The organism is Nocardiopsis protaetiae (assembly GCF_045446735.1).
GTDB classification, from domain to species: Bacteria; Actinomycetota; Actinomycetes; order Streptosporangiales; family Streptosporangiaceae; genus Nocardiopsis; species Nocardiopsis protaetiae.
The window spans coordinates 22,743-38,705 of the sequence record NZ_JBJJBV010000006.1 but is presented as its reverse complement, the minus strand read 5'-3'; the positions used below and the strand labels follow the sequence as shown (position 1 = coordinate 38,705).

At 75.3% G+C, this 15,963-nt stretch carries 16 protein-coding genes; 11 read left to right on the top strand and 5 right to left on the bottom strand.

From position 1 onward, the window contains the following. Positions 1-12: 12 nt before the first annotated feature. Genes ACJOT3_RS01820 through ACJOT3_RS01805 form a run of 4 tightly spaced genes read left to right on the top strand, consistent with a single transcriptional unit; the run spans position 13 to position 3,365 of the window. Positions 13-759, top strand: coding sequence for a class I SAM-dependent methyltransferase (locus ACJOT3_RS01820; RefSeq protein ID WP_406968029.1), 747 nt, complete (start codon positions 13-15; stop codon positions 757-759). Further along, positions 756-2,297, top strand: a complete 1,542-nt coding sequence (locus ACJOT3_RS01815) for an FAD-dependent oxidoreductase (protein WP_406968027.1) — start codon at positions 756-758, stop codon at positions 2,295-2,297. The genes ACJOT3_RS01820 and ACJOT3_RS01815 overlap by 4 nt, the downstream gene beginning before the upstream one ends. Positions 2,298-2,333: 36 nt before the next feature. Next, complete coding sequence (locus ACJOT3_RS01810) at positions 2,334-2,801, top strand: helix-turn-helix domain-containing protein (RefSeq protein ID WP_406968025.1); 468 nt, start codon at positions 2,334-2,336, stop codon at positions 2,799-2,801. A gap of 12 nt (positions 2,802-2,813) precedes the next feature. Then, a complete protein-coding gene (locus ACJOT3_RS01805) occupies positions 2,814-3,365 on the top strand; it encodes a PIN domain-containing protein (protein WP_406968023.1) in 552 nt (183 codons plus the stop codon). A 4-nt stretch (positions 3,366-3,369) separates the two neighbouring features. On the opposite strand, the gene ACJOT3_RS01800 is transcribed toward ACJOT3_RS01805, so the two are convergent. From ACJOT3_RS01800 to ACJOT3_RS01785, 4 genes are read right to left on the bottom strand one after another with little or no spacing between them, the layout of a single operon-like run. Beyond that, complete coding sequence (locus ACJOT3_RS01800) at positions 3,370-4,377, bottom strand: Rieske (2Fe-2S) protein (protein WP_406968021.1); 1,008 nt, start codon at positions 4,375-4,377, stop codon at positions 3,370-3,372. A 6-nt stretch (positions 4,378-4,383) separates the two neighbouring features. After that, positions 4,384-5,346 (bottom strand): phytoene/squalene synthase family protein, encoded by a 963-nt coding sequence (locus ACJOT3_RS01795; protein ID WP_406968019.1) that lies wholly within the window; start codon positions 5,344-5,346, stop codon positions 4,384-4,386. After that, a complete protein-coding gene (gene crtI, locus ACJOT3_RS01790; protein WP_406968017.1) occupies positions 5,343-6,860 on the bottom strand; it encodes a phytoene desaturase family protein in 1,518 nt (505 codons plus the stop codon). The genes ACJOT3_RS01795 and crtI overlap by 4 nt, the downstream gene beginning before the upstream one ends. Next, positions 6,857-7,957 (bottom strand): polyprenyl synthetase family protein, encoded by a 1,101-nt coding sequence (locus ACJOT3_RS01785; protein ID WP_406968015.1) that lies wholly within the window; start codon positions 7,955-7,957, stop codon positions 6,857-6,859. The genes crtI and ACJOT3_RS01785 overlap by 4 nt, the downstream gene beginning before the upstream one ends. 178 nt (positions 7,958-8,135) lie before the next feature. Here ACJOT3_RS01785 and ACJOT3_RS01780 point away from each other — a divergent pair, with 178 nt between their 5' ends. The 7 genes from ACJOT3_RS01780 to ACJOT3_RS01750 all read left to right on the top strand — a co-directional run bounded on the left by ACJOT3_RS01780 (position 8,136) and on the right by ACJOT3_RS01750 (position 14,472). Next, positions 8,136-8,624 carry a MarR family winged helix-turn-helix transcriptional regulator gene (locus ACJOT3_RS01780; RefSeq protein ID WP_406968013.1) on the top strand — a complete coding sequence of 163 codons (489 nt, stop codon included), beginning with the start codon at positions 8,136-8,138 and terminating at the stop codon, positions 8,622-8,624. Between the two features lie 234 nt (positions 8,625-8,858). Next, the gene (locus tag ACJOT3_RS01775; protein WP_406968011.1) at positions 8,859-10,439 is read left to right on the top strand and encodes a BCCT family transporter; all 1,581 of its coding nucleotides are present in this window, start codon (positions 8,859-8,861) and stop codon (positions 10,437-10,439) included. Between the two features lie 18 nt (positions 10,440-10,457). Continuing rightward, a complete protein-coding gene (locus ACJOT3_RS01770) occupies positions 10,458-10,931 on the top strand; it encodes an Hsp20/alpha crystallin family protein (protein ID WP_406968009.1) in 474 nt (157 codons plus the stop codon). Positions 10,932-11,088: 157 nt separating this feature from the next. Further along, entirely contained in the window at positions 11,089-11,637 is a 549-nt protein-coding gene (locus tag ACJOT3_RS01765; protein WP_406968075.1) for a copper chaperone PCu(A)C, read from the top strand. Next, entirely contained in the window at positions 11,637-12,842 is a 1,206-nt protein-coding gene (locus ACJOT3_RS01760) for a Dyp-type peroxidase (RefSeq protein WP_406968007.1), read from the top strand. Before ACJOT3_RS01765 ends, ACJOT3_RS01760 begins: the two co-directional genes overlap by 1 nt. A 401-nt stretch (positions 12,843-13,243) precedes the next feature. Continuing rightward, a complete protein-coding gene (locus ACJOT3_RS01755; protein ID WP_406968005.1) occupies positions 13,244-13,801 on the top strand; it encodes a hypothetical protein in 558 nt (185 codons plus the stop codon). A gap of 116 nt (positions 13,802-13,917) precedes the next feature. Then, entirely contained in the window at positions 13,918-14,472 is a 555-nt protein-coding gene (locus ACJOT3_RS01750) for a sigma-70 family RNA polymerase sigma factor (protein WP_406968003.1), read from the top strand. 60 nt (positions 14,473-14,532) lie between these two features. Here ACJOT3_RS01750 and ACJOT3_RS01745 read toward each other — a convergent pair whose 3' ends face one another. Then, the gene (locus ACJOT3_RS01745) at positions 14,533-15,867 is read right to left on the bottom strand and encodes a M16 family metallopeptidase (RefSeq protein WP_406968001.1); all 1,335 of its coding nucleotides are present in this window, start codon (positions 15,865-15,867) and stop codon (positions 14,533-14,535) included. Positions 15,868-15,963: the final 96 nt, after the last annotated feature.

Sequence of the window (15,963 nt, the reverse complement as noted above, 5' to 3'; positions counted from 1 at the left end):
CGGGAGGACTGCGTGGACGCCACGACACGGGCCAAACACGACGGCGGGGTCACCGAGGGGTTCGACCACGCGGCGCGGGCCTACGACCGGCTGGTCGCGGGCGACCCCGGCTACCACGCGCACCTGCGGACCTCCGCGCGCAGGCTGGACCCGGGCGCGCTGGGTCCCGAACCGCGGGTGCTCGACCTGGGCTGCGGGACCGGCGCCTCCACCGCGGCGCTGCTGCACGCCGCGCCGTCGGCGCGGATCGTGGGGGTGGACGCCTCGGCGGGGATGCTGGCGGCGGCCCGGGAGAAGCCCTGGCCGGACACGGTGTCGTTCCACCGGGCGCGGGCGGAGGAGCTGACCCCGCGGTGGGCGGCCGAGCGGCTGGGCGGGCCGGTGGACGCCGTGTTCGGGGCCTACCTGATCCGCAACTGCCCCGACCCGGACCTGGCCCTGGGGGTGATCCGGGACCTGCTGCGGCCGGGCGGGCGGCTGGTGCTGCACGAGTACTCGGTGGCCGACTCCACGGCGGCGCGGGCCGTGTGGACGGCGGTGTGCTGGGGGGTGATCATCCCGGCGGGCCGGGCGCTGACGGGCAGCGGCGACCTGTTCCGGTACCTGTGGCGCAGCGTCCTGGAGTTCGACGGCCGCCGGGCGCTGCTGGAGCGGATGCGGCGGGCGGGGCTGGAGTCGGTGGCCTCGGCTCCGCTGCCGGGCTGGCAGTACGGGATCACGCACACGTTCGCGGGCCGACGCCCGGAGGAGGACCGGTGAGCCGTCCGGCGGACGTGCGCGACCGCCGCGCCGAGGAGGTCCCGCCCGGCCCGCCGACGGGGACCCGGCCCCGGGAGACGCCGGAGGCGGCGGTGGTCGGCGGCGGGATCGCCGGGCTGGCGGCGGCCTGCGGACTGGCCGAACGCGGGGTGGGCGTGACCGTGTTCGAGCGGGAGGGGTCGCCGGGCGGGCGGCTGCGCGGCTGGGACACCGTCCTGGCCGACGGGTCGCCGGCGGTCATGAGCCGGGGCTTCCACGCGTTCTTCCGCCAGTACTACAACCTGCGCGGGCTGCTGCGCCGGGCCGACCCGGACCTGGGATCGCTGGTGCCGCTGGCCGACTACCCGCTGGTGCACCGGGACGGGCCGCGCGACCGGTTCTCGGGGCTGCCCGCGACCCCGCCGTGGAACGCGGCGGTGCTGGCCGCGACCAGCCCGAGCTTTCCGCTGCGCGACCTGGCGCGGGTGAACCTGCCCGCCGCGCTGGACCTGCTCGACGTGGACGTGCCGGGGGTGTACGAGCGGCTGGACCACGTGAGCGCGGTGGACCTGCTGGAGGCGGTCCGGTTCCCGCCGACCGCACGCCACCTGGCGTTCGAGGTGTTCACCCGCAGCTTCTTCGCCGCCCCCGAACGCCTGTCGGCGGCGGAGCTGGCGCTGATGTTCCACCTGTACTTCCTGGGGTCGGCCGAGGGGCTGGTCTTCGACGTGCCGAACGCGCCGTTCCCGCGGGCGCTGTGGGACCCGCTGGTCGGGTACCTCACCGGCCTGGGCGTGAAAACGCACACCGCGACCCCGGTGGAGCGGGTCGGCCCGGGGACCGGGCGGCGCTTCTCGCTGCCGGGCCACGGGGAGTTCGACGCCGTGGTGCTGGCCGCCGACGTCCCGGGGGTGCGCGCCCTGGTCGCCGCCTCGCCCGGCCTGGGCGACGCCGCGTGGCGGGGCCGGGTGGCCCGCCTGGAGTCGGCGCCGCCGTTCCTCGTGTCGCGGTACTGGCTGGACCAGCCGGTCCGGCCGCACCGGCAGGCGTTCCTGGGCACCGCCGGGTACCCGACCCTGGACAACGTCAGCGTGCTCGACCGCTACGAGGACCAGGCCCGGGAGTGGGCCCGGCGCACCGGCGGCTCGGTGGTGGAGCTGCACGCCTACGCCCTGCCCGAGGACTGCGACCCCGACCGCGAACGCGCCCGCCTGTGGGAACAGGCCGCGGCGGTGTACCCGGAGCTGGCCGCGGCGCGCGTGGTGGACGCCCGGCACGAGCTGCGCGCCGACTGCCCGCTCTTCGCCCCGGGCACCCACCGCGACCGCCCCGGCGTGGCGACCCCGGACCCGTTCCTGGTGCTGGCCGGCGACCACGTGCGCACCGACCTGCCGGTCGCCCTCATGGAGCGCGCCGCCACCTCCGGCCTGCTGGCCGCCAACACCCTGCTCTCCCGCTGGGGCCTGCCCGGCCACACCCTCTGGACCGTCCCCCGCCGCGGCCGCCTCGCCCCCGCCCGCACCCTCGCCCGCCTCACCCGGGGCGACATCCTCCAATAGGGTTTTCGTTTTTTTCGAATAGGGTAGATTGGGGGTATGGCCACCACACTGCACGAACGCACCGTCCTGCCGCCAGACGACCGATCCGCACTGGCCAAGATCGCTCGTGACCTGACCGCCGACGGTGGTCCGCGAGCCCGGCTGGTCGGCCCGGACGGGTCCGAGATCGAACTCCCCGAGGAGCTCTACTCCGTGCTGCGGGACGTCGTGGCGGCGCTGTCCCAGGGGCTGGCCATCTCCATCGCCCCGCACAACACGATGCTGACCACCCAGGAGGCGGCGGACCTCCTCGGCATCTCCCGGCCCACCCTGGTCAGACTGCTCACCGAGGGAGAGATCCCCTACAGCATGCGGGGAAGACACCGGCGGGTCCTGCTCCACGACCTGCTCGGCTACCGGGAACGCTCGCACCGCGAGCGGGAGGACATCCTGGACGCCATGACGGCCGAGGGCGAGGAAGCGGGCCTGTACGACGTGACCGACCCGCCCGAGAACACCCGGTGAGAACGGACGACCGTGGCCTTCCCCGCCCTCCTGGACACCTGTGTCCTGTATCCCGCCTACCTCTGCGACACCCTGCTGCGTCTGGCCTCCGCCGGCGCCTACCGCCCCCTATGGTCTGACGACATCCTGGATGAGCTGCGCCGCAATGTGATCGCGCGCGGTGTTCCCGCCACCAAGGTCGACCATCGCATCGCGCAGATGCGGCGGGCGTTCCCCGACGCGACCGTGCACGGCCATCGACCCATGGCCGACGGCATGACCAACGACCCCAAGGACCGGCATGTTCTCGCCGCGGCCGTCCGCGGTGGTGCCGAGGTGGTCGTCACTTTCAACATCAAGGACTTCCCGGACAGCGCGCTCGCCCCGTACGACGTGACCGCTGTACATCCGGACGATTTCCTCCTCGACCAGCTCGACCTCCATCCCGGCACGACCCTCGCCGCGCTGGAGAGACAGGCGGCCTCCTACCGGAGGGAGCCGACCACCGTCATCGGTGTGCTCGGTCTGCTGGAGCGCACGGGTGTGCCTCGTTTCGCCGCCGAGGTGCGGCGGCATCTGCGCTGACCGGTCAGCCGGGGAAGCGGCCGGTGGAGCGGAGGAGGTAGCGGCGTTCGGCGTAGGCGAGGTCGTCGCGCCACAGGCGGCGGGCGGCGGCGCGGACGGCCGGGCGGACGGCGGCGGACAGGCGGCGGGCCAGGGCGAAGCCGGGGCGGTCGGAGGCGGCGATGGTCGCCTCGATGACCGCGGTGCGGGGCACGCCGCGGGCGTCGGTGCCCAGCGGGGTCGCGTGGGTCTCCACGACGCTGCCCAGGCCCTCGCCCTCGATGATGCGCATGACCACGGTGCGGGGTTCGGGGCAGTGGAACTCGGCGCGCACCGGCACCCCCCAGCGGCCCGCCACCTTGAACCCCACCTCGACGACCATCCGGTCCGGGTCGGGGTCGGGGCCCCGCGGCACCTCGGTGACGCGCAGCGCCACGAACGAGTAGGGGTGGAACCAGGAGCCGTGCCAGGGGTCGAGCCGGTTGGCGACCACGTCCTCGGGCTCGCAGCGGCCCGCCATGCTCTCGACCGCGCTGATCGCCCGGTCCGGGGGCGGGCGCTCGGGGACGACCGGCGCGTCCAGGGACCCCTCGCCGCCGACGCGGTCCAGGCGCACCCACACCAGCACCCCGTCGTCGTGGACCGGGTAGGGGCTCCAGCCGGGGAAGCCCTCCGCGCCCAGGGCCAGGCCGTGCCAGCGGCACACCAGGCGGCCCTCGGCGACCGCGCCCCGGCACAGGGGGGCGCCCAGGTGCGGGCAGGCGCCCGGGCCGGCGTGCGCGGTCCCGTCGGGGGTGCGCCAGGCGACGAGCTCGACGCCCGCGACCACCCGGCCGAAGGGCCTGTCGGCGCGGACCTCGGTGGAGGCGGCCAGCACGTACCAGTTGCCGGAGGGCCGGGCCAGCGCCCTTTTGAGCGCCGCCGCGATGACGGCGGGTGAGCCCTCCCGCCAGGTGGGGGCCTGCGCGCTCCACGCCGCGGCGGGCATCCGCCGCAGCGGGAAGCGGCGCGGAGCCGGATCCGGGAGCGTCATGGCGACCTACCTTTCGGGTGAGGTGCGGGGGCGCGGGATCGACCGGGCCAGCAGGGATCGGGCGAGGGCGGGCACCGCCGCCGCGAGCTTGCGGGTGTCGGAGACCCGGTGGCGGGTGCTCCACACGTCGTGGTCGGCGGCGGTGATCTCGTCCAGGATGGCGCGGTAGAGCCGGAAGGCGGTGGCGACACACGGGCGGGCCACCGGATCGAGCATGGCGATCCCGGGCCGGGCCCGGCGGTAGAACCCCTGGTTGACCGCGACCAGGTCGGCGACCGCCCGGCGGGCCCGCGGGTCGGCTGTGCGGGTGCGGGCGCAGTGTTCGAGGAGCCCCCGGTCCACGCCGTGGGCGGCGAGCACGTCGGCGGGCAGGTACACCCGTCCCCGGTCCAGGTCCTCGGCGGTGTCGCGGAGGAAGTTGGTGAGCTGGAACGCCTCCCCCAGCGCGGCGGCGGGCGGCTCGGCCTCCTCCCGCGGGACCACGGTGCCCAGCACGGGGAGCACCTGGAGGCCGATGACCGCCGCCGACCCGTACATGTACTCGCGCAGGTGGTCGAGGTCGCGGTAGTCGGTGACGGTGAGGTCCATGCGCATGGAGCGCATGAACGCGGTGAAGTGCGCGGCGGGCAGCGCGTACCGGTCCACGGTGTGCGCCAGGGCGAGCAGCACCGGTTCCCCGGGCTCCCCGCCGGCCAGCGCCCGGGCCAGGTCCGCGTCGACGGCCGCCAGCCGTTCGCCCTGTTCGGCGCGGGTGACCCCGGGCCCGGGCTCGTCCACGATGTCGTCCACCCAGCGCGCGAACCCGTACAGGGCGTGCACCCCGGGCCGCCGGTCCGGGGGCAGTACCCGGGTCGCGGTGAAGTAGGTGCGCCCGTGGCGGGAGTGGAGCTCCCGGCACCTGAGGTAGGCGCGCCGCAGCGGGTCGGCGGTGATCCCGGCGGCGTCGAGTTCGGTGACGGCGGTCCTCATCGGCGCCCCTCCGTTCGGGCCGCCACGCGGGCGGCGGCGAGTTTGCCGGAGATCAGCACGGTCGGCAGGCCGACCCCCGGTGTGGTGCCGCACCCGGCCAGGGCGACGTTGGCCAGGCCGGGGACGGTGTTGCGGGGGCGGAACGGCCCGGTCTGGGCGAAGGTGTGCGCGAGCGAGAACGGGGTGCCGCGCGCCAGCCCCATGCGGGCCCAGTCGGCGGGGGTGACCAGGTGTTCGGTGCGGATGGCAGCGTCCAGGCCGGTGAGGCCGCGCTCCTGGAGGGTCGCGACCAGCTCGTCCCGGTAGCGGGGTCCGGTGCGGTCCCAGTCGATCCGCCCCGCGGCGAGGTTGGGGGCCGGGGCCAGCACGTACAGGAGCTGGTGGCCGTCGGGGGCGAGCGCCGGGTCGGTGCGGGTGGGGCGGGTGACGAGCAGGGAGGGGTCGCTCATGACCCGGCCCCGGTGGATGATCTCGTCGAAGGTGCCCTCCCACTCGGCGCCGAACGAGATGGTGTGGTGCTCCAGCGCGTCCCAGGTGCGGTCCACCCCCAGGTGCAGCACCACGGCCGACGGCGAGTACCGCAGGGGCACGGGCCGCCGGGGGACGTGGCCGAGCAGCCGGTGGGCGGCGGGCAGGTCGGCGGTGACGACCAGGTGGTCGCAGGGGAAGCGCTCGCCGGAGGCGGTGACGGCGGCGGTGATCCGGTCGCCCCGGCGCTCCAGCCGGGTCACGGCGTCGCCGTAGCGGAACGCCGCCCCCGCGTCGGCGGCGGCCCCGGCCAGCGCCTCCCCCAGGGCGCGCATCCCGCCCCGGGGGAAGTACACCCCGGCGACGGTGTCCATGTAGGCGATGACCGCGTAGGCGGCCAGGGCCCGGCGCGGGGCCACCCCGGCGTAGAGGGCCTGGAAGGAGAAGATCCGGCGCAGCCGCTCGTCGCGCACGAACCGGCCCACGGCGGGTGCGAGCCCGCCGAATCCGCCCAGGGCGGCCAGCCGGACCAGGTCGGGGCGGAGCAGGTCCAGCGGCGAGTCGAAGGCGGCGTCGATGAAGGTGCCCATCTCCACCCGGTACAGGCGGGTGAGCCAGTCGCGCAGCCGCAGGTAGCCCTCGGCCTCCCGCTCCCCGATCACCCGGGCCACCTCGGCGGCCATGGCGTCGCGGTCGGTGTGGACGTCGATGGTGGAGCCGTCGGCGAACGCGGCCCGGTAGGCGGGGTGCAGCGGGACCAGGTCGAGCCGGTCGGCGACGGACTCCCCCACCGCCGCGAGCGCCTCGTCCAGCAGCTCGGGCATGGTGAGGACGGTGGGCCCGGTGTCGATGCGGAAGCCGTCCAGGTCCAGGCGCCCGGCGCGCCCGCCCGGGTGCGGGTCGCGTTCGATGACGGTGACCTCGCGCCCGGCGCCGATGAGGTGCAGGGCGCAGGCCAGTCCGGACAGGCCCGCCCCGACGATGACGACGCGGTCCCGGCCGCGGCGGGGCGGGGTGGGCCGGCGGCGGGCGTCGGCGGCGGTCATGTCGTCTCCCCGATGCGGTGGGCCAGGTGGAGGAGCGCGAGGCGGACCTCCGTGGGCGGGTCGATGCCGTTGAGGTGCCCGATGCCGCGTTCGGCCAGTTCCCGGCAGCGGTCGCGGACCCGGGCGCGGGCGCCCACCCGGTCCAGGGCGGCGGCCGCCTCGGCGGGGTCGGCGCCGCGGCCCACCCGTGCGAGGACGCGGGCCGCGCCGGTGTCGGCGCGTTCGTCGGCCAGGCGTGTGCCCAGGGCGAGGAGGAGGGTGGTCTTGCCCTCGCGCAGGTCGTCGCCGACGGGTTTGCCGGTCTCCCCGGGGTCGCCGTAGGCGCCCGCCAGGTCGTCGGCGAGCTGGAAGGCCAGGCCGACGTCGCGGCCGTAGCCGCGCAGGGCCTCGACGACGGCGGGGTCCGCCCCGGCCATCGCGGCGCCCAGGTGCAGGGGGCGTTCCACGGTGTAGGCGGCGGTCTTGAACAGGTCGATGCGCAGGGCCAGGGTCTCGGAGCGGGACCGGTGCGCCTGGCCGCGCACGTCGAGGAACTGCCCGGCCACCATCTCGGTGCGGATCGCCCGCCACACGGCGCGCGCGGGCCGGGGGCAGGGGGTGCCGGGCAGGGCCTCGGCGAGCATGTCGTCGGCCCAGACCAGGGCGAGGTCGCCGACGAGCACGGCCAGCGATTCGCCGTGGCGGCGGGCCTCCCCGGCCAGGCCGAGGCGGCGGTGCTCCTCCTCGTAGAGGGTGTGCACGGCGGGGCGGCCCCGGCGGCGGGTGGAGCCGTCCATGACGTCGTCGTGGACCAGGGCGAAGGTCTGCACCAGTTCCAGGGCGGCACAGGCGGCCAGGGCCGAGCGGGCGGCGGGTCCGGACGCCTCTCCGTCGCCGGCGCGCCACCCCCACCAGGCCAGCAGGGGCCGCAGGCGTTTGCCGCCGTCGAGGGTGAAGCGGGCGGTCCGGTCGGCCAGGTCGCGGGCGAAACCGGTGTCGAGGTGCTCGGCCTCGCGTAGGCGCCGGTCGAGGTGGGCGCGCAGGGTCGCCTCCACCTCACCGCGCACGCGATCGCCCTCGGGTGTGTTCGGCCGACGGCCGTTCAGGACGGGGGCCACGACTGCCTCCTCCGGGTCGGACGGTCCCATCAAAACCCCTCGTATTCCATGAATCTTGATAAACGAACCATTTCCCCCATCCCGTCCGGCCAACCTCCGCGAACCGGGATCACCGGCTCCCGCGGACCGTAGACTCGGGCATGATCGGAGGTACCGATCCACCGGTGAGTGAGGAACCATGGACACCGCGTCGGCCGCCGCTTCTCCCCCCGGCCCCACCGCCCCCCGGGCCGAGCTGTACATGTCCCTGCAGAACGACGGGCAGATGCTCGCCGTGCGGCTCATCAAGCTCCTGCACCGGATGGCCGACCGCTCCGGGATGAACCCCACCGACTTCCAGTGCTACACGCTGTTGCGCGTCGCGGGCACGATGACACCCGGACAGATCGCCACCAGTCTGTGCCTGTCCACCGGCTCGGTCACCGGGGTGATCGACCGCATGGAGGACCACGGCCTGGTGGAACGCACCCGCCACCACGGCGACCGGCGCAAGGTCGCCGTGCGCCTCACCGAGAAGGCGAAGCGCGCCTCGCCCGACACCGCGCCCGGGATGCGCGCGGCCATGACCGAGCTGCACGGCGACTACACCGACGAGGAACTGGCCGTCATCGTCGACTGGCTGGGCCGGGTCGGCCGCACCCTGGACCGGCTCTCCGAGGCGCCCTGACCGCCCCTTTCCCCCGCTTCTCCCCGTTTCCTCCACGATCGCGGCGGTCCGCCACCGAACCTCCGCACCCGTGCGGCTCCCGGCCGTGCGCGGGCCCCGCTCCTACGATGCCGACAGAACCGTCCGCGTCCGGCTTCGCGCCCGGCCGACACTCCACCCGGGAACCCCCGCCGCGGTTGGGGAGGAGTCGTCATCTCGACCCTGCTCGCCTACGTCCGCGAACACACCAACCCCATGGTCTTCGCGGTGTCCGGGATCGTCATCCTCGCCTTCGTGATCCTGGGCATCGCGTTCACCGACCCGCTCCTGGACGCCGCCACGGCCACCCGGGACTGGATCGGGGCCAGCCTGGGGTGGCTGTACGTGCTCGCCACCACGTTCTTCCTCGTCCTGGCCCTGTTCCTGATGGTCAGCAAGTACGGGAGCATCCGGCTGGGGCCGGACGACTCCCGGCCCGAGTTCGGGACCGTCGCCTGGTTCGCGATGCTCTTCACCACCGGCATGGGCATCGGCCTGGTGTTCTGGGGCGTGTCCGAGCCCGTCCACCACCTGCACTGGCCGCGTTCGTCCGAGCACCTGGCCGCCGAGGGGGACGCGCCCTCCGTGGCGGCGGCGGGCGAGGCCATGGCGCTGAGCTTCTTCCACTGGAGCTTCCACCCGTGGGCGATCTACATCGCCCTGGGCCTGTCCCTGGGCTACTTCACGTTCCGCAAGGGGCTGCCGCTGCGCCCGGCCTCCGCGCTGTACCCGCTGCTGGGCGACCGGGCGTTCGGCTGGCCCGGCAACCTGGTGGACATCCTGGCCGTGTTCGGCACCATCTTCGGACTGGCCACCTCGCTGGGGTTCGGCACCCTCCAGATCGCCGGCGGGCTCCAGTACGTGTTCGGCCTGGAGCCCAACGCCCTGGTCCACTCGGTGCTCATCATCGTCATCACCGCCGTGGCCCTGCTCAGCGTCCTGTCCGGGATCGACAAGGGCATCCGCCGCCTGTCGGTGCTCAACCTGTGGCTGGCGGCGATCCTGCTGCTCATCGTGTTCCTGCTCGGCCCCAAGCTGTGGATCGTCAGCATCACCACCACCGGCCTGGGCGAGTACCTGGCCAACCTGGTGCCGTGGAGCCTGTCCTTCCCCAGCCCGCTGACGGACCCGCAGGCCGCGGAGTGGACCACCACCTGGAGCATCTTCTACTGGGGCTGGTGGATCTCCTGGGCGCCGTTCGTCGGCATCTTCCTGGCCCGGGTGTCCTACGGGCGGACCATCCGCGAGTTCGTGATCGGCGCCCTGCTCGCCCCGGTGCTGGTGTCCGTCCTGTGGTTCGGGGTGTTCGGCGGGGCCGGGCTGTACTACGACCTCTTCGAGGGCGGCGGCCTGAACGCGCTCACCGAGGAGGACCGGGCGTTCCGGCTCATCGAGATGCTGCCGGTCGGGCCGATCGCCGGGGTGGCCATCTCCCTGCTGCTGATCGTCGTGGTGGCGGTCTTCTTCATCACCTCCTCCGACTCGGGATCCCTGGTGGTGGACATGCTCACCAACGGCGGCGACCCGAACCCGGTCAAGCTCCAGCGGGCGTTCTGGGCGATCAGCGAGGGCGCCGTCACCCTGGTCCTGCTGGTCCTGGGCGGCTCGGAGGCGCTGGCCGCGCTCCAGGCGGCGTCGGTGGTCACCGGGCTGCCGTTCGCGGTGATCCTGCTGTTCATGTGCTGGGGGCTGGCCAAGGCGCTCAAGGACGAGCCGCGCAGGCACGGGCCCGAGACCGTGTACGGACCCGAGGACCGGATGCCGTCCCACCGCCCGCCCGGCGGCCGCTCGCGCTAGAAGAAGGAGGGGCCAGCGATGGCGCCGAAGAGGTTCAGCAACCCGTTCCACGGGGTCGTGGACATGATCACCGAGATGAACCGGGTCTCCGACGCCATGGCGTCGATCGAGACCAGCCAGGTGGGGCTGCGCGAACGCGGCTACGCCGACGCCTGGAGCCCGCCCACCGACATCCTCGCCCGCGGCGAGGACCTGGTCATCCGCTGCGAGGTGCCCGGGGTGTACGAGCAGGACGTGGCCGTCAGCCTCAACCACGGGGTCCTCACCATCAGCGGGGAGCGCAGGCGGGACGAGGAGGGGACGGTCGTCTACTACTCGTCGGAGCGGTTCATGGGCACCTTCCGCCGCGAGATCACCCTGCCCGAGGGGGTCACCGAACGCGACGTGGACGCCTCCTACGGGGAGGGCCTGCTGGAGGTGGTGGTGCACGGCGCGGCCAACGCCGCCGCGCCCAAGGCGATCGCCGTGCACCGGCGCAAACGGGGTTCCTGAGCCGCCGACGCGGTTTTCCCGGGGCCGCCGCGGATTTCCCGGGGCGGCCGGGAACCGAACGGGTGCGGCATCCGACTCCCGGTGGTGAACGGCCGCAGTGGAGCGGCCCCGCATCGGAGGCACCGTGAACCCCACCCGCACCATCCGCACCCGTACCATGCCCGCGCTGGCGGCGACCCTGCTCGGGCTGGCGCTGACCGCCTGCGGGGGCGGCGGAGCCGTCGAGACCGGCGCCGCGGCCGCACCGGACGCGAGCCCGTCCCCCTCCCCGGCCGCGGCCGAGGCCGGGGTCCAGGCCGACGCCTTCTCCATCACCGACCCGTGGGTCAAGGCCGCCGGGGCCGGCGGCATGACCGGGGTGTTCGGCGAGATCGCCAACGGCTCCGACGCCGAGATCGTGATCGTGGCCGCCGACCACCCCGCCGCCGGGCTGGTCGAACTGCACGAGGTCGTCACCGAGGGCGCCGACTCCACCATGCGCGAGATCGACGGGGGCTTCCCCGTGGCCGCGCGGGGCACCCGGAGCCTGGCCCCGGGCGGCGACCACATCATGCTCATGGAGCTGACCGAGGACCTGGAGCCCGGCGACGAGGCGACCGTCACCGTCGAGTTCGCCGACGGCTCCACCGCCGAGTTCACCGCGCCGGTCAAGGAGTACGCGGGCGCCAACGAGGAGTACGAGGGCGACGGGCACGGGGGGCACTGATGGCGGGCATCAGCAGACGCGGCCTGCTGCTGGGCGGGGCGGCCGCCGGGGCCGGTGCCGCCGTCGGCGCCGCCGGGGGCGTCCTCGCCGGGCGGGGGGCGGACACCCCGGCCGCGCAGGCGGCGGGGCCCCGCAACGGGGAACGGGTAGTGCCCTTCCACGGCCCCCGCCAGGCCGGGGTGGAGACCCCGCCGCAGGCGCACGCCTCGTTCTGCGCCTTCGACCTGGGCCGGGACGTGGACGCCGAGGGGGTGCGCCGGCTGATGCGGCTGCTCAGCGACGACGCCGCCCGGCTGACCCGGGGCGAACCCGCCCTGGCCGACACCGAGCCCGAGCTGGCGGCCGTGCCCGCCGGGCTCACCGTCACGTTCGGGTTCGGTCCCGGGCTGGTGGAGCGGGTGGACCCGGGGGCCGTCCCCGGCTGGCTGCGGCCGCTGCCGGAGTTCGACCACGACGACCTGGACCCGCGCTGGGGGCAGGCCGACCTGCTGGTCCAGGTGTGCGCGGACGACCCGGTGACGGTGGCGCACGCGGTGCGGATGCTCGGCAAGGACGCGCGCGCGTTCACCGGGGTCCGATGGACCCAGAGCGGGTTCCGGCGCGCGTACGGCTCCGAGGCCGACGGCACCACCATGCGCAACCTCATGGGCCAGGTGGACGGGACGGTCAACCCGCGGCCCGGGACCGCCGACTTCGACCACCTGGTGTGGCGGGAGGCCGGGCCGGCCTGGCTGTCCGGGGGCACCGGGCTGGTGCTGCGCCGCATCGCGACCCACCTGGACACCTGGGACGAGCTGGACCGGCCCGCCCGGGAGGCGGTCATCGGCCGCCGCCTGGCCGACGGGGCGCCGCTGACCGGCGGCGGCGAGCACGCCGCCGTGGACCTGGCCGCCACCGACGCCACCGGGCTGACGGTGGTCCCGGACTTCGCCCACGTGCGCCGGGCCCGCACCGACGACCCGGACGAGCGGATCTTCCGCCGCGGCTACAACTACGACCTGCGCGACCACGGGACCCCGGAGGCCGGGCTGCTGTTCGCCGCCTTCCAGGCCGACCCGGTCCGCCAGTTCACGCCCATCCAGCGGCGGCTGGACGAGCTGGACCTGCTCAACCAGTGGGTCACCGCAGTCGGCTCGGCCGTGTTCGCCGTCCCCCCGGGCTGCGCCGAGGGCGGCTACGTCGGGGACACCCTCCTCGAACCCTGACCGCGGGGAGGGTCCGCCCGCCCGGCGGGCGGCCTCCCCGACCGGGGGGGCGCTCCCCTCGGGGACATCGGGGACGGCCGGGCCGGAGGGACGCCCCGGCCGGTGGGCGGTCCCACGCGGGGTACCGGGGACGGCCGGGCCGGAGGGGCACCCCGACCGGTGGGCGGTCCCACGCGGGGTACCGGGGACGGCCGGGCCGGGCGGGCGCCCCGGGGGGCGCTCCCCTCGGGGACATCGGGGACGGCCGGGCCGGGGCGCTCCCCTCGGGGTACCCGGGGCGGTCACACCGGGCGGGGCGCCCGCCCGGCGTGCGGCCTCCCTCGCGGGCGCCCAGGACGGTCACCGGTGCCCGAACGCCGACCCGGTGGGCGGGGCCGGTCCGCGGGTGCGACGATGAGGGCATGTCCGAGCCGGCGCCCCTGCGCGCGATCCGCGCCGGGGCGTCCGCCTCGGTGTGCGTCGCCGTGTCCGTGGGCGGGCACCTCGCGGCCTCCGGCCCGGGGGCCGGGGTGCCGCCGGCCGGGCTGCTGCTCGGCGCGCTCGTCGCCCTGGGCTCGGCCTGGGCCCTCACCGGCCGCGAACGCCGCTGGGGCACCATCACCGGCTGGATGCTGTGGGGCCAGCTCGCCCTGCACCTGCTGTTCTCCGCCACCGCCGCCGGGCACGGGCACGGCAGCGCGTTCTCCCCCGCCGAGGGCGGGGCCGGGATGCTCGCCGCCCACCTGGCGGCCGCCGCGCTCTGCGCCTGGTGGCTGCGCCAGGGCGAGGCCGCGCTCTTCTCCTACCTGCGTTCGCGCGCCGCCGCCTGCTTCCCGCTGCTGCGGCCCGTGGTCGTCCGGGTGCCCGCGGCGCCGCCGCTCCCCCGCCCGGTGGAGCGGCCGGTCCCCGTCCCCGCCGCCCCCTACCTGCGGCACAGCCTGGCCCTGCGGGCCCCGCCGCCCTCCTCCCGCACCCGGTGACCACCGCCGCCCGGCCGTCCGCGGCCCGGCGGCCCCACCGGCGCGCCCGTGTTCCCACATCGTCCCCGCACGCCCGGGGTCCACCGGCGTGCGCCCGGAACCAGGAGGGCATCACCGTGTCCGCTTCCGCCACCCCCGTCATCCCCGTGTCCACCGCCACCGCCCCCGCCGACCTCGACCGGCTGGCCCGCGAGGCCCGCGCGGGCTCGCGTCCGGCGCTGGACGACCTCGTCCGGCTCACCCGCGACGACGTCCGCCGCCACATCGCCCGGCGGGTCCCCGCCGACCGGGTCGAGGAACTCGTCCAGGAGACCTACCTGCGCGTGCTGCGCGCCCTGCCCGGGTTCGGCGGCCGCTGTCCGGTGCGGGCCTGGCTGCTGGCCATCGCCCGCAACACCGTCGCCGACCGCTACCGGCACGACGCCGCCCGCCCCCGGTGCACCGGGTCGGCCGCCGCCGAGGGCCCCGCCCCCGGGCGGTTCGACGAGCAGCTGGCCCTGCGTTCGCTCGTGGACGCCCTGCCCGCCGACCGCCGCCGGGCGTTCCTGCTCACCCGTGTCGCCGGGCTGAGCTACGAGGAGGCCGCCCGCACCCTGGGCGTCCCCATCGGCACCGTCCGGTCCCGGGTCGCCCGCGCCCGCGCCGACCTGCGCCGGGGCCTGCTGGGCTGACACGCCACGGGCCCGCACCCCGCTCGACGCGGAGTGCGGGCCCGGCGGCCGTTCAGGAGGTCAGAACGTGCGACCCTCCTCGTAGGGGCCGATGACCGCCAGCGCCCGCGGGCGCGACAGCAGCTCGGCGGCCACCTCGGCGACCTGCCCCATGGTCACCTGGTCGAACCGGGCCAGGTCCTCGTCGATGGAGAAGTGGCGCGGGTGGTTCAGCTCGTGCCCCAGCAGGCGGCCCATCCGGGCGTTGGTGCCCTCGCTGCCCAGCACCAGCGAACCCTGGATCTGCCCCTTGGCCCGGCGCAGCTCCTCCTCGGTGATGCCCGACGCCGCCACCTTGGCCAGCTCGTCCCGGCACACCCCGATGACCTCGTCGGCCTTCTCCGGCAGGCAGCCCGCGTAGATCTGGAACGCGCCGGTGTCGGCGTAGCCCGTGTGGTAGGCGTGCACCGCGTAGGCCAGGCCGCGCTTCTCGCGCACCTCCTGGAACAGGCGCGAGGACATGCCCCCGCCCAGGGCGGCGCTGAGCAGCCGCAGCGCGTGCCAGCGCGGGTCGGTGCGCATGATGCCCTCCGACCCCAGGATGATGTGCGCCTGCTCGGTGTCGCGCGGCTGCACCACCTGGCCCCCGAACGTGGGGACCGGGCCGCCGCCGATGCGCGGACCCGCCGGGCGGGCGTCGCCCGCCGCGGCCAGCCGCTCGGCGAACATCTCCCGCACCTGCTCCACCACCTGGTCGTGGTCCAGGCTCCCGGCCGCCGTGACGATCAGCTCCGAGGGGACGTAGGCGTCCCGGTACTGCTCGGCGATCCGCTCCCGCGGCAGCGCCTTGATGGTGTCGATGGTGCCCAGGATCGGCCGACCCAGCGGGGTGTCCCCGAAGAAGTGCGCCGCGTAGACGTCGTCCACCAGGTCGGCGGGCTCGTCCTCGTACATGGCGATCTCCTCCAGGATCACGCCGCGCTCGGTCTCCACCTCGCCCTCGTCCAGCACCGAGTTCGCGACCATGTCACCGACCACGTCGATGGCCAGCGGCAGGTCGCGGTCGAGCACCTTGGCGTAGTAGCAGGTGTGCTCCTTGGTGGTGTAGGCGTTGTGGTCGGCGCCCACCCCGTCCAGCAGCGCGGAGATCTCCAGCGCCGACCGGGTCCGGGTCCCCTTGAACAGCAGGTGCTCCAGGAAGTGCGCCGAACCGGCGTGCGCGGCGTCCTCGTCGCGCGAGCCGGTGGTCGCCGAGATCCCGAACGCGGCCGAGCGCCCGCCCGGGATGTGCTCGGTGACCACGCGCAGGCCGCCGGGCAGCACGGTCCGGCGCACCAGGCCGGATCCGCCGTCCGCGTCCAGCAGCGTCACGGTCGTGCCCGGCTCCTGCTCGGCGGCGATGGGGACAGAGCTCATGAATCCTTCTTCTTCGCGTCGTGTGCGTGGGACTTACCGCCCGAGGATACGCGGTGGGGGCGGCCGCACCCACGGTGCGACCGCCCCCTCACGTGT